This window comes from Pseudarthrobacter chlorophenolicus A6 (genome assembly GCF_000022025.1).
In the GTDB taxonomy this organism is placed as follows: Bacteria; Actinomycetota; Actinomycetes; order Actinomycetales; family Micrococcaceae; genus Arthrobacter; species Arthrobacter chlorophenolicus.
Genome location: NC_011886.1, coordinates 315,716 through 328,661, shown reverse-complemented (window position 1 = coordinate 328,661; position 12,946 = coordinate 315,716). Strand labels below are relative to the sequence as shown.

Annotated in this window: 11 protein-coding genes; 5 read left to right on the top strand and 6 right to left on the bottom strand. The window is 68.8% G+C overall.

What is annotated here, in order from left to right; all coding sequences use genetic code 11:
- Position 1: 1 nt before the first annotated feature.
- Positions 2–1,531, bottom strand: coding sequence for a D-alanyl-D-alanine carboxypeptidase/D-alanyl-D-alanine endopeptidase (dacB, locus tag ACHL_RS01520; protein WP_015935534.1), 1,530 nt, complete (start codon positions 1,529–1,531; stop codon positions 2–4).
- 155 nt (positions 1,532–1,686) lie between these two features.
- Between dacB and ACHL_RS01515 the strand changes: the two genes are divergently transcribed.
- The 3 genes from ACHL_RS01515 (at position 1,687) to ACHL_RS01505 (ending at position 4,481) form a co-directional block, all read left to right on the top strand.
- The gene (locus ACHL_RS01515) at positions 1,687–2,175 is read left to right on the top strand and encodes an inorganic diphosphatase (RefSeq protein WP_015935533.1); all 489 of its coding nucleotides are present in this window, start codon (positions 1,687–1,689) and stop codon (positions 2,173–2,175) included.
- 206 nt (positions 2,176–2,381) lie between these two features.
- On the top strand, positions 2,382–3,707 hold the full coding sequence (locus ACHL_RS01510) for a carboxylesterase family protein (RefSeq protein ID WP_043793683.1): 1,326 nt from the start codon (positions 2,382–2,384) through the stop codon (positions 3,705–3,707).
- A gap of 6 nt (positions 3,708–3,713) precedes the next feature.
- Positions 3,714–4,481: a DUF429 domain-containing protein gene (locus tag ACHL_RS01505; RefSeq protein ID WP_015935531.1), complete on the top strand. Its 768-nt coding sequence runs from the start codon at positions 3,714–3,716 to the stop codon at positions 4,479–4,481.
- Positions 4,482–4,487: 6 nt separating this feature from the next.
- On the opposite strand, the gene ACHL_RS01500 is transcribed toward ACHL_RS01505, so the two are convergent.
- Positions 4,488–6,950, bottom strand: coding sequence for a phosphoketolase family protein (locus ACHL_RS01500; RefSeq protein ID WP_015935530.1), 2,463 nt, complete (start codon positions 6,948–6,950; stop codon positions 4,488–4,490).
- 177 nt (positions 6,951–7,127) lie between these two features.
- Between ACHL_RS01500 and ACHL_RS01495 the strand changes: the two genes are divergently transcribed.
- Positions 7,128–7,691, top strand: a complete 564-nt coding sequence (locus tag ACHL_RS01495) for an RDD family protein (protein WP_015935529.1) — start codon at positions 7,128–7,130, stop codon at positions 7,689–7,691.
- A gap of 56 nt (positions 7,692–7,747) precedes the next feature.
- The gene (locus ACHL_RS01490; protein WP_015935528.1) at positions 7,748–8,347 is read left to right on the top strand and encodes a MarR family transcriptional regulator; all 600 of its coding nucleotides are present in this window, start codon (positions 7,748–7,750) and stop codon (positions 8,345–8,347) included.
- 57 nt (positions 8,348–8,404) lie between these two features.
- Here the strand turns inward: ACHL_RS01490 and ACHL_RS01485 are convergent, their stop codons facing one another.
- From ACHL_RS01485 to ACHL_RS01470, 4 genes are all read right to left on the bottom strand, one after another.
- Positions 8,405–8,989, bottom strand: a complete 585-nt coding sequence (locus ACHL_RS01485) for a histidine phosphatase family protein (protein WP_043793680.1) — start codon at positions 8,987–8,989, stop codon at positions 8,405–8,407.
- A 95-nt stretch (positions 8,990–9,084) separates the two neighbouring features.
- A complete protein-coding gene (locus ACHL_RS01480; RefSeq protein ID WP_043793678.1) occupies positions 9,085–9,954 on the bottom strand; it encodes a Cof-type HAD-IIB family hydrolase in 870 nt (289 codons plus the stop codon).
- A 292-nt stretch (positions 9,955–10,246) separates the two neighbouring features.
- The gene (locus ACHL_RS01475; RefSeq protein WP_015935525.1) at positions 10,247–11,944 is read right to left on the bottom strand and encodes a dipeptide ABC transporter ATP-binding protein; all 1,698 of its coding nucleotides are present in this window, start codon (positions 11,942–11,944) and stop codon (positions 10,247–10,249) included.
- The gene (locus ACHL_RS01470) at positions 11,941–12,939 is read right to left on the bottom strand and encodes an ABC transporter permease (RefSeq protein WP_015935524.1); all 999 of its coding nucleotides are present in this window, start codon (positions 12,937–12,939) and stop codon (positions 11,941–11,943) included. The genes ACHL_RS01475 and ACHL_RS01470 overlap by 4 nt, the downstream gene beginning before the upstream one ends.
- Positions 12,940–12,946 lie beyond the last annotated feature (7 nt).

Here is a 12,946-nt window from a genome sequence, read left to right as displayed (position 1 = left end):
CCTACCGGCAGCCGCACCCTGCGAGCGCCGTGGCCGCCCGGTCCAGCGCCACCTTGTTGCCTGCGGCGCCGGGCGTCAGGCCGTTGCCGATGAAGGAGAACACCAGGAGCCGGCCGTCCGCGTCAACAACGTAGCCGCTGAGCGCCAGGACGGTGTTGAGCGTTCCGGTCTTGGCCCGGACCAGTCCCGCCCCCTGGACGGTGGATTCGTCGCCGTACCGGGAATCAAGGGTGCCGGTAAGGCCGGCCACCGGGAAGCCGTCCAAGGCCGCCCGGAGCCTGGCGTCGGTTCCGGTGGTGATGGCCCGGACCACCTCAGCGAACTGGGCCGCAGAAACCTGGTTGCCCATGGCCAGGCCGCACACATCCACCAGCGTCAGGGGGCCGGCGGCAATCCCCGCCTGCGCCAGTTGGTTGCTGACAGCCGCCGTGGCGCCGTCGTTGCTGCCCGGACCGCCGTCCGCAATGGACGCCATCCGGCCCATGACCTCCGCCAGGTAGTTGTCTGATTCCTGCAGCAGCAGATCCACCTGGCTGGCCACCGTAGCTGACTGCACCTCGGCCAGGACCTCGGGCCGTTCGGTTCCGGCAGTCGGCTTGGTCGAACCCGCTCCGGGTGAACGCTCGACGCCGGCCGCCACGGCCAGTCCCGCGGCGGCACCCGCGGCGCGGAGCCGGGACGCGAATTCCTCTGCGGCGGACTGCGCAGCGTCCTGCGGGCGCGGACCCGTGGTCACGGCGGGGTCGTAGCGCGCCGAGTTCATGGCCAGTGGATACACCGGCGCCACTTCGCCGGCCGCGACGTCGCCCTCCTGCCAGGCCGGGTTCAGGGCCGGGCCGGTAAACAGGGAATCATCCAGCAGGACCTTGATTTCCCCGGTTGCACCATTGGCTTGCAGGGATGCCACTGTTTGGGCCGCGAGGGTGGTGAGGCCGGCGCGGCCCATCACCTCGCCCGGCTTCGATTCACCGGGGCCGAGCAGGACGTCGCCGCCGCCCACCAGCACCACCTGGTTGGCGGCCGGCCCCGCCACCACCCGCGTGGCAAAGGTATGCTCCGGGCCCAAGGCGCGCAGGGCGGCCACGGAGGTCAGCAGCTTCATGTTCGACGCCGGAACCCGGCCGTCCGCGCCGCCCCGGTCGAAGAGGACCTGGCCGGTGAGCGCATCCTGCACGATGCCCGTAAAAGTACCGCCGCCGTCGGCCTGCAACAGCGGGTCCACCCGCGCCGCCAAAACGGCGGGGTCCGGGACGGGGGCAGTGGATTGCAGCGGAGCCAGTCCCTGCGGGGACGCCACAGCAGACGGTTCCCGCTGCCAGGGCGGGGCCTCGGGCGCCGGCGCGGGAGGCTCGGGGCCGACGAACCCGGGGACCACGAGTGCTGCAGCCGGGAGGGCCAGGACCAGCAGGAGTGCCGCGAGCAGGAGGAGGTGCCACGGCTTTCCGGGGCCCGCGGACCTGTCCGGAAGGCCCAGCGCCGCGGCCTTCAGCGCACGGCGGTGCCATGCTTCCGCGCTGGTGGTTTTGGTCATGCCGGTGCCGGTCCTCAAGTCCTGAAATTTCCCCACAAGTTCCTGATTCCAGGGCCTCTCGCTATATCCTCAATAATAGTCGGCGGCACGGACACTCCCTTTTGTGGACCGTCAAGTGTGCCGCGCACCCCCTGTAATCGCTGAGGAGCATTCCCATGAAGCACGACGTGACCATCGAGATCCCCAAGGGATCTCGCGTCAAGTACGAAGTTGACCACGAGACCGGCCGCGTCCGCCTGGACCGCGTCCTCTTCACCTCCATGCAGTACCCCACGCACTACGGCTTCTTCGAGAACACCCTGGGCGAAGACGGCGATCCGCTGGACGCACTGGTGCTCCTGCAGGACTTCGACCTGCACCCCGGCGTCATCGTTGAATCCCGCCCCATCGGCGTCTTCAACATGACCGACGACGGCGGCGGAGACGCCAAGGTCCTCTGCGTTCCTGTTGATGCGCGCTTCGACCACATCCAGGAAGTCAGCGACGTCAGCGAATTCCTGATCAAGGAAATCGAGCACTTCTTCACCCGTTACAAGGACCTGGAGCCGGGCAAGTGGGTCAAGGCCGAGGGCTGGGGCGACCGCGCCGCCGCCGAGGCCGAGCTGGAAGCGTCGATCAAGCGCTACGTTCCCACCGGACACTGATTTTCCCCGGAGGTTGAGCCTGTCGAAGCCCTGGTTTCGGCAGGCTCAACCACCGGAATTACGACGGCGGGTGGCCGGCTTCTCGAAGCCGGCCACCCGCCGTCGGGCGTTCCGGGAGTTTTGGTCCAGATGAAGCCACCTTCGCAGCCCTGAAGTCGCCCATACGCGTCCAAATACTCTCCAGGAAGATGTGAAACGCTGGGGGCGTGAATTCCGCACCTGCTTTCCACCCTCCCTGCGGCCCGGTGACCGGGTGGCGGGACGGCGATGTCCTCCGCGCCACGGGCATCCCCTACGCCACCGCGGCCCGGTTCCAGCCGCCCGCTGCTGCGGCGGACTGGACCGATCCCTTTGCCGCCACTTCGCTGGCGCCGGCCTGCCCGCAGGGACCCGTCCCGTTCCTCGACGACGTCCTGGGCACCCGGTACGGCGAACTTCCCGGCAGCGAAGACTGCCAGAACCTGTCCATCACCATGCCCGGCGACCTCGGGCCCGGGGAAAAGCTGCCCGTCATGGTCTGGATCCATGGCGGCTCCTACACCACCGGGTCCGGGGACCTCGCCATCTTCGACCCCGCACGGCTTGTTGCCGAGAACCGCGTCATCGTGGTGTCGGTAACCTACCGGCTGGGCCTGTTCGGCTTCCTGGCCACCCGCACCGGCCGGCCGGCGAACCTGGGCCTGCTGGACCAGCTGGAGGCGTTCCGCTGGGTGCAGCGGAACATTGCGGCGTTCGGCGGCGATCCCGGCTGCGTCACGGCGTTCGGCCAGTCCGCCGGCGGGGATGCCATCGCCCACCTGATGGCCACTTCCGAAGCACCCTCGCTGTTCCGGCGCGCCATCATCCAGAGCGCGCCACTGGGAATCGCCCGCGGCCGGGCGCGGATGAACCACGCCATGGGGATCGCGGCGGAATCGGTGACGGAGGAGACCCCGGCCATGGAAGTGGTGGACCGGGAAGCCCAGGTGGCGCAGGTGTCGCGGAAGTTCGGGATGCTGGCCGCCATGCCGTTCGGCACCCAGTACGGCCATGCCCCGCTTCCGGAGGAGAAGGACATTGCTGCGGCCTGGGACAGGTCCGCGCCGGGCATCGACATCCTGATCGGCCACACCTCGGAGGAAGCGCGGCTGTTCCTCCCCCGGAGTCCGTTCCTGATGCGCCTGCTGAAGGTACCGGGAGTGGGCGCCGCCGCGGTGCGCGCCGTCGACTGGGTGGTCACCGAAACCGTCTACGGGTGGGCGTCGCGGAAGTTCGCCAGCCGCCACAAGCGCGCAGGAGGCCGGGCGCACCGGTACCTGTTGAGCTGGCATGCGCCGGACAACCTGTTCGGTGCAGCCCACACCATCGACCTGCCGCTGCTCCTGGGCAACCGGGGAACCTGGGACGGGGTGGGGCTGATCGCCGGCGCACCGTGGGAGCAGGTGGACATGACCGGACGCGCGGTTCGGGCTTTGTGGGCAGGTTTCGCCCGCGGGGATGACCTGGGCGAGGCCGGTGCCATCAACAACGCGCTGCACTACCGGAGGGCCTGAGGACCCATGCGGACCTTGGGCGTGGACCTTGCCGCCGCCACGAAGAAGACCGCCGTTGCCGTCATTGAGTGGAGCGCGGGCTCCCTGGAGAAGGTTTCGGCGCGCCTGGTGCACCTGGCCCTGGACGTGGACGACCAGACGATCGTGGACCTTTTCGGCACCAGCGACTTGACCGGCGTTGACTGCCCTGTCGGCTGGCCGGACGCGCTGATCCCGTTCCTCACCGGGCACCTGGACAACGTGGCGGCACCGGTCCTCGCCCACGACGGCATCGCCGGCCGGCGGCTCCTCGCGTACCGGGACACGGACCGTTTCTGCACTGCCCGGACAGGCCTGATTCCGCTGAGTGTTTCGGCGGACCGGCTGGCCCACCCGGCCATGCGCTGCGCGGTGATCCAGGCCAAGATCGCTGCCCTGCATGGCCCCCAGTCCCGGGATGGCTCCGGCCGGCTGGCCGAGGTGTATCCGGCGGCCTCGCTCAAGATCTGGGGCCTCAACGGCCGCGGCTACAAGGGCCGCGGCACCACGGAGACCGAAAGGCTCGGCGCACTCCTCGAAGCCCTCCAAAAGCAGGCGCCGTGGCTGGACCTGGCCGGGCACGAGGCCCGGCTGGCGGCCTCGGACGACCTGTTTGACGCCGTCGTCGCCTCGTTGACCGCCCGGGCCGTGGCCCGCCGTCGTACGCTCCTCCCCGATGAGGCGCACGCACAGGCCGCCCGCAGCGAAGGCTGGATTCATCTGCCGGACTGTGCCTTGGACGCCCTCCCGGACTGACGGAAGTCAGCCGCCCAGTTTCCAGTTGCGGATCTCCTCCGGGTCCTCGCCGTGCGTGCGGGTGTGTTCGCGGGCGCTGTCGCGGCGGTCCTGCAGTTCCTGCCGCAGGAGTGAGTACTTCTCGGCCAGGCCTGGCACCCGGTCGATCGCGTCGATGGCGAGCGTGAAGCGGTCGATGCCGTTGAGCATGGCCATGTCGAACGGGGTGGTGGTTGTCCCCTCCTCCTGGTAGCCGTGCACGTGCAGGCCCTCCTGGTTGGTGCGCTTGTACGCCAGGCGGTGGATCAGCGCGGGGTAGCCGTGGTACGCGAAAATGATGGGCTTGTCAGTGGTGAAGATGCCGTCGAAGTCCCTGCCCGGCAACCCGTGCGGGTGTTCACTCTCGTCCTGCAGGCGCATCAGGTCCACCACGTTGACCACGCGGACCTTCAGCCCCGGGACCCCGTTTCGCAGAAGTTCCGCGGCGGCCACGGTCTCCACGGTGGGGACGTCGCCCGCGCAGGCCAGCACGACGTCGGGCTCCCCGCCCGCCACCTCGGAGCCGGCGAACGTCCAGATCCCCAGGCCGCGGCGGCAGTGGTTGGCCGCGTCCGCCGGGCCCAACCAGGTGGGCGAGGGCTGCTTGCCGCTGACCACTACGTTCACGCAGTCCGTGGACGCCAGGCAGTGCTCCATGACGGACAGCAGGGTGTTGGCGTCCGGCGGCAGGTACACCCGGATGACCTCAGCCTTCTTGTTCACCGCGTGGTCGATGAACCCCGGGTCCTGGTGCGAGAAGCCGTTGTGGTCCTGCTGCCAGACATGCGAGGACAGCAGGTAGTTCAGCGAGGGCACCGGCTGGCGCCACGGCAGCCTGCGGTGCACCTTCAGCCACTTGGCATGCTGGTTGAACATCGAGTCGACAATGTGGATGAAGGCCTCGTAGCAGTTGAAGACTCCATGCCTGCCGGTGAGCAGGTAGCCTTCCAGCCAGCCCTGGCACAGGTGCTCGCTGAGGACCTCCATGACGCGGCCGGACCTGGCAAGGTGCTCGTCGGCGTCGTCAATCCGGTACTGCCACACCTTGTCGGTGACCTCATAGACGTTCTGCAGCCGGTTCGATGCGGTTTCATCCGGCCCGAACAGGCGGAAGTTCTCCATGTTCTGCGCGATCACGTCCCGGATCCACGAGCCCAGCGTGATCATGGGGCTCACTCGCTCAGTTCCTGCTGCTTCCACCTCGACGGCGTAGTCCCGGTAGGGAGGCAGCTTCAGGGCGCGCCGCAGCACTCCGCCGTTGGCATGCGGGGTGGCACTCATCCGGAAGTCCCCTGTTGGGGCCGCCTCGGCGACGGCCGCACGGAGCCGCCCGTCGCCGTCGAACAGTTCTTCCGGACGGTAGGACTGCAGCCACTCCTCCAGCTGTTTAAGGTGTTCGCCGTTGGTGCGGACCTCGGACAGCGGGACCTGGTGGGCGCGCCAGGTCCCTTCCACCTGCAGCCCGTCCACGGTCCGCGGACCGGTCCAGCCCTTCGGCGAACGCAGGACGATCATAGGCCAGCGGTGTCCCGGGTGGTCTCCGGAGGTGCCGTCCCCGGCCCCGTTGTGGACGTCTCCGGCGCCGCGGTGTTCAGCCTGGATGGCGCGGATGTCCGCGAGGCATTGGTCCAGGACACCGGCGAAATCCTGGTGCGCCTGACCGGTCTTGCCCGGATCCTGCACCGTGACGAAGTACGGTTCGTGCCCGTAGCCGCGCAGCAACTGCTCCAACTGTTCCTGGGGCATCCGGGCGAGCACCGTGGGGTTGGCGATCTTGTAGCCGTTGAGGTGCAGGATAGGCAACACGGCGCCGTCCGCCGCCGGGTCCAGGAAATTGTGCGAGTGCCAGCTGGCTGCCAGCGGCCCGGTTTCAGCCTCGCCGTCGCCGATCACGACGGCGGTCACCAGCTGCGGGTTGTCCAGCACCGAGCCGTAGGCGTGGGCCAGGGAATAGCCGAGTTCGCCGCCCTCGCTGATGGACCCCGGGCTCTCCGGCGCCGCGTGGCTGGGGATGCCGCCGGGGTAGGAGAACTGGCGGAAGAGTTCCGCGAGCCCGGCTTCGTCGTTGCCCACGTGGCCGTAGATCTCCGAATACGTTCCCTCCAGCCAGGCGTTGGCGACGACGGCGGGGCCGCCATGGCCGGGACCGGCAATAAAGAGCATCTCGGCAGCGTCGCGGCGGATGACGCGGTTCAGGTGGGCGTACACGAAGTTAAGCCCGGGAGTGGTGCCCCAGTGGCCCAACAGGCGGGACTTGGTGTCCTCCGGCTTCAGTGGTTCGCGCAGCAGCGGGTTGGAGCGCAGGTAGATCTGGCCGACGGACAGGTAGTTGGCGGCGCGCCACCAGCGGTCCACGAGCTCGAGTTCCCCGCGTCCCAGGGTGCCCTGTTCAGCGGTCGCCTGCCCCGCGTTGCCGTTTCCCTTGACGTCATTCCCAGTGCTGCCGGTCATAACCATCCTCACCTTGGGGTTCGCGCCGTGGCCGGCCGTCCTTCCATCGCAACATCTAAGCGGTGCAGGCACAACCACCAGGCGTTGTCCACATGGGCAGCCCTACCCGTGGGCGGTGCAACCTAAGCACGATAGATTGAACATGTTTTCGGGCAAGGCGAATTTTGGGGGACGGACGTGACCGACGTACACGGCACGGCAGCAACGCAGTCACGCGCGGAGGCAGCCCTGTGGAAAAGCGCCCGCCAGCGGGTTAAGACCCTGCGGAACGGGACCCGGGTTGTGGACGCCACGGTGTGGCGGACGGTGAAAGCCTGGGCCGTGGATTTCGGCATCGTGGTGGTGCTTTCGATCGTGGCGGCCGTCCTGGCAGGAAGTTCGGTAAGCGGGACCGCGGGCAAGGCCGCCGGCGCTGCTGCCGCCACCTGGCTCATCGCCCCCTGGCTGTATGGGTTCTGCTGTGCGGGCGGACGGTCCCTGGGCTCGCTGGCCTCGCAGACCGAGGTGGTCCGGATCAGTACGGGCGAAGCGCCCGGATTCTGGCGGGCCGGGTGGGTCATGTTCGCCAGGACCGTGCTGTTTACCGTGACCGTCCTGGTGCTGATCCTGGGCACCGCAGAGGGCTCTTCACCCTCCGGCGCCGAACCGAAGGGACGGCACCTCACCATCGACCGGAGGTTCCCCAAGCTTCCGGCCGGGGCTCCCGAAGCTGCGCCCTACGACCATCCCGTAACCGCTTGACCAGCCGTAATACTCCCCCTCGCACATTTCCTACTTACCGGTAGTGTGTACCCAGAATGTTCACGCTGACAATCAACCAGACGGACAGCCGGCGCGACGGTGACCGGGTACCGCAGTTACTCAAAGACCTGCGGCACATTCCCGCGCGCCTGGACTTTGACCGGTCCGTCGAAGACGAAGTCCAGGGCATCGTTGACTGCCCTGGACAGGCTGTGGAAGCGGCACTCGTCGCCCTGCGCAGCGGCCAGTGGTATGTGGGGATCGGCGTCGGCCCGGTTAACGAGCCGCTGCCCAACCAGATCAAGGATGCGTCCGGCCACGGCCTTATCTACGCGCGCCGGGCAGTGGACCGGCTGCGCAACAGCAAAGAGCGGGTTCCGGTGGCTGTCGAAGGACCGCTGGCGGACATTGCCCACGACGCCGAGGCGGTCCTGCGCCTGCTGGGCCACATCGTGCGGGACCGGTCGGGCGCGGAGTGGCGGGTGCTTGACCTGCTGACGCCGGGCGTCCGCGGTCAGCAAAAGGCGGTGGCCCAGGAGCTGGGCATCACCACCCAGGCGGTCAGCAAGGCCGTAGCCCGCGCGCAGTGGAACGAGGAACACGCAGCCCGGCCGGCCGCCGCCCGGCTGCTGGCGCTGATCCTCGAGGTGAGGTAGCGCTGCGGCTGCCTGGCGGGACGAACGGAACTCCCTCAGTTGCCCGCGCGGGTGCCTTTAGTTGGCCGTGGCCGCCAGGACGGGCTCGCCGTTGAAGTACTCCAGCTGCCACCCGTCGACTGCGTGGTGGTGCGCCAGGTTCAGCGCGGCGTTGTCCACGCTGGGCAGGGTTTCGCCGATGGCCCGGCTGAGGCTGACGCGCAGGAGCGTGCCGTGCGTGACCACCAGGAGCCGCTGGCCGCTGAACTCCTCGGCGAGCGCTTCCAGGGCCGCGAGGCCGCGGCTGGCTGCTTCGTCTTCGCTCTCGGCGCCCTTGAATCCCCCGGGGATCCGCAGCGCGTCAAGTTCCGGTCCGGCCTGCATGCCCTCAGCGGGCCCGAAGCTGCGCTCGGTCAATTCCGGCACGCGCCGTGACACCGTGAGGCCCAGGCCTTCGGCGATGAGGTCGGCTGTTTCCGCTGCGCGGCTCAGCGGTGAAGAGACCACCGCATCCCATTCGTAGGGGGAGAGGACGGCGGCGGCGTCCCGCGCCTGGCCCCGTCCCACGTCGTTCAGCGGAATGTCGGTGGACCCCTGCAGCCGGCGCTCGGCATTCCAGTCGGTCTGGCCGTGGCGGACGAGGGCAAACGTCGTAAGGGTCATGCCTTCCATTCTGCCCTGTACCCGGCTGGGTTACGGAACCGTGCCGGGGGAAGAGAGCGCGGGCGCCGCAGCCGCGGGCTGTGGCGCCCGGAAGCCTAGAGGAGGCTGCGCAGCACGTGCGCTGCGCCGTCGTCGTACACGGAATGGGTGACCTCGTCCGCGATGGCGATGACCTCTTCCGGCGCCTGGCCCATGGCCACACCCCGGCCGGCCCAGCCGAGCATCTCGATGTCGTTCCTGCCATCGCCCACAGCCACCGTGCGGCTCGGATCGATGCCGAGCTGGAGGCGGAGGTTTTCCAGGGCGCTGGCCTTGGTCACTCCGGCGGCGGCGATGTCCAGCCACGCTGTCCAGCCCACCGAGTAGGTGACGCCAGCGAGGCCGATGTGGTCGATGGCCTCGTTGAACTCCTCGGGGGTGTTCTCGGTGCTGAACACCACCACGCGGACGGCCGTGGCGTCCAGCATGGTCTGGAAGTCGACGCCGATGGCCTCGACGCCGAAACTTGCGTCCTGGAACCGCTCGGTGGAGAGGAAGTTGCCGTCGGCATCCTCAAGCGCGTACTTGGCTGAAGGGAGCCGTTCGCGGAGTGCCCGGAGGGCGGGTGCGGGATCGAAGGTGGCCTTGTGGATAATCTCGTAGCCACCGTCGAGTTCGGGGTGGAGCCGCAGCGTCACGCCGCCGTTGCAGCACACCGCGTAGCCGCGTTCCACACCAATCTTGTCGATAATGGGAAGCGTGGCGTTGAGGGACCGCCCGGTGGCGATCATCACCTCGTGGCCGGCTTCCACCACGGCCTGGGCGGATTCCCGGACGGCCGGGGACATGTGGCCGTCGTGGTCCACCAGGGTGCCGTCCACGTCCAGGGCCACCATCAGTTGCCGGCCGTTGAGGGCATTGTTGTTGGTTTCGTTGTTTCGCCGGTCATCGTTGCCGGCGACTGAGGTTTCAGTCAGGGTTGTCATTGTTCCAGTGAAACAGACGCCCCCAAACGCCGCTAGGACGCGCGCCACAGGTTTGTTGAACAGCCGGTAAATACTCACAGGTTGTCCACGCTGTGGATGTTCACCCTGGGCCGGGCATCCGGAGTGCGCGTCGGTGTGGGCCAGCCGGCTGGAATCCCGGGCTTGTTCGCAGATCCTGGCCTTGAAGGCTCTGATATGCGAAGAAGCCTAGGAATCTGCAGGCGACCATGCCCTGGCCTGCGAACAAGCTAAGGAACTGCGGCCCGGCCGGCACCGGGGCCACCGCCAGGTCCTACGCCTGCAGCGTCCGCCGGCCCGGCACTGCCGAAATGAGCTCCCGTGTGTACCCGTGTTCCGGCCGCTCCAGCACCGCTTCCGTGGTTCCGGCCTCCAGCAGTTCCCCGCCGCGCATCACAGCCACGCGGTCCGAGATCTGCTGCACCACCGCGAGGTCGTGCGAGATGAAGAGATAGCTCAGTCCGTCCTGCCCCTGCAGCTCGGACAGCAGCGCCAGGATCTGGGCCTGAACCGACACATCCAGCGCGGACACTGCTTCATCCAGCACCACCAGTTCCGGACGCAGGGCCAGGGCGCGGGCAATGGCCACGCGTTGGCGCTGCCCGCCGGAAAGTTCCGCGGGATGCCGGCGCCCGTAGTCAGCCGGCAGGTGTACAGCGTCCAGCAGGGCGGCCACCCTCGCCCGGCGGTCCGACGGCGTCCCCTCACCAAAGGCGCGCAACGGTTCGGCCACGCTGTCCTCCACCGTGAAGTGGGGATCCAGCGAGGCGTAGGGGCTCTGGAAAACCACCTGGAAGCGTCGCCGGAGCTGGCGCAGCCGCTCACCCCGCGCGGTGGTGAGGTCCTCGCCGTCGAACGTCACGGAACCGCTGGTTGGCTTATCCAGCCGCAGCAGCAGCCTGGCCACTGTACTTTTGCCCGAGCCGCTCTCCCCCACCAGTGCCAGGGTTTCACCGCGCAGGATCTCGACCGAGACGTCGTTGACCGCGGTGAGGGTGCGCGGCCCCTTGGCCGTCCGCGGCAGGTGGAAGACCTTCCGGAGGTTCCGCGCCTGCACCAGCGGCCGAGCCGAAGGGCCCGGGTCAGCCGGGTCACCGGTGGCGCGCCCGGTCACAGCTTCCCCTGCAGGCCGGAGCCGTTGGGGACTCAGCCCTGGTGCGGCGGCGATCAGCTGCCGGGTGTAGGCGTGCCGGGGACTGCCCAGGACCTGGGCCGCTGCCCCTGTTTCCACGATTTCGCCCCGGCGCATCACGATAATCCGGTCGGCACGGTCCGCCGCCACCCCAAGATCGTGCGTGATCAGCAGGACGGCGGTCCCCCGCTCCGCGGTGAGCGCCGCGATGTTGTCCAGGATCTGCCGCTGAATGGTGACGTCCAGCGCACTGGTGGGCTCGTCAGCGATCACCAGCCGTGGCCGGGCGGCGAGCGCGGAGGCAATCAGCACCCGCTGGCGCATCCCGCCGGAGAACTGGTGCGGGTACTGCCGTGCCCGGGATTCGGCGTCCCGGATGCCGCTCTCGGCGAGCAGCCGGACGGCATCACGGCGGGCCTCCTTTTTCGGCCGCAGCCGGTGGATGGTGAGGGCCTCGGCCACCTGCGGACCCACTTTCTGCAGCGGATCCAGTGACGCCGTGGGGTCCTGCGGGATCAGTCCGATGTCCCGCCCCCGGACGCCCTGCCACTCCTTCCGGGTGAGCCGGGAAAGGTCCGCTCCCGCGAAGACCACGGAACCGGAATCCGTGCGGGCGTTCCCCGGCAGCAGGTTGATGATGGCGTGGGCGGTGGTGGTCTTTCCGGAGCCGGATTCGCCCACGATCGCCACCACCTCGCCGGCGTTGACCTCGAAGCTGACGCCGTGCACGGCCTCCCGGGGTGTGCCGTCCACCAGGTAGCTGACGCGCAGCCCTTCCACCTTCAGGAGCGGTTCGGCGGTTCCGGTGGGCGGGCTGTCCGGTGCGGGTGTGGCCGTCATGTCCTGTTCCTTTCGGGATCCTGGAAAGCATGCGAGATGCGGTTGGTGGAGAGGACGACGGCGGCAATCACCAGGCCGGGCAGGGTCACCAGCCACCACGCGGCCACCAGGTAGTCGCGGCCGCCGGCCACCAGCGACCCCCACTCCGCGGCGGGAGGCGGGGCGCCGAAGCCGAGGAAGCTCAGCGAAGAGATGGACAGCACGGCCATCCCGAACTCCAGGGCGGACAGTGCCAGCACCGGCCCGGCGGCGTTGGGCAGGACGTGCCGGAGCAGGATGCCGTGCCAGCGGACGCCGGAGGACCTGGCCGCCTCCACGTACACGGCGGATCCCACGCGGAGGGACTCGGCGCGCATGATGCGGGCGAAGTTGGCCACGCTGGCAATACCCACGGCGATGGCGATGTTGACCGTGCCGAAGCCCAGCACGGTAATCAGCGCCAGCGACAGCAGCAGGCTGGGGATGGCGAGCAGGACATCCATGACGCGCATGATGGCGTCGTCCACCCAACCGCGCAGGAACCCTGCGAGCAGGCCCAGCAACGAACCTGCCACCAGCCCCACCGCCACTGCTACAGCCGTGGCGGCCAGGGACGTTGCGGAACCGTGCACCACCCGGGAGAACAGGTCCCGGCCCAGGCTGTCCGTCCCGAACCAGTGCTCGGCAGACGGCGGTTTGAGCCGGGCTGACGGGACGCCGGTGTCCGGCGGCCAGTGCGTGAAAGCCCCGGGGATCATCGCCCACAGGATCACCACGGCGATGACCAGGACGGCCAGGACCAAGCCAGGGCTTTTGAGCAGGCCCCTCGCCGTGCGGGCAAGCCCGGCACCTGCAGGGGGTGCTGCACTCCCAGGCCCGACGGCGGCGGGTACGGAGGTCCGTCCGGCCCGGGCCGCCGGCTGGGCCGCTGCTTCGCTGCCGGGGTCGGGTGCGCTCGCTGCGTCCCCTGTGTCCACTGCCGGTCCCGGGCTGTCCCGGAGAAGTTGCTGCGACATGCTGCCT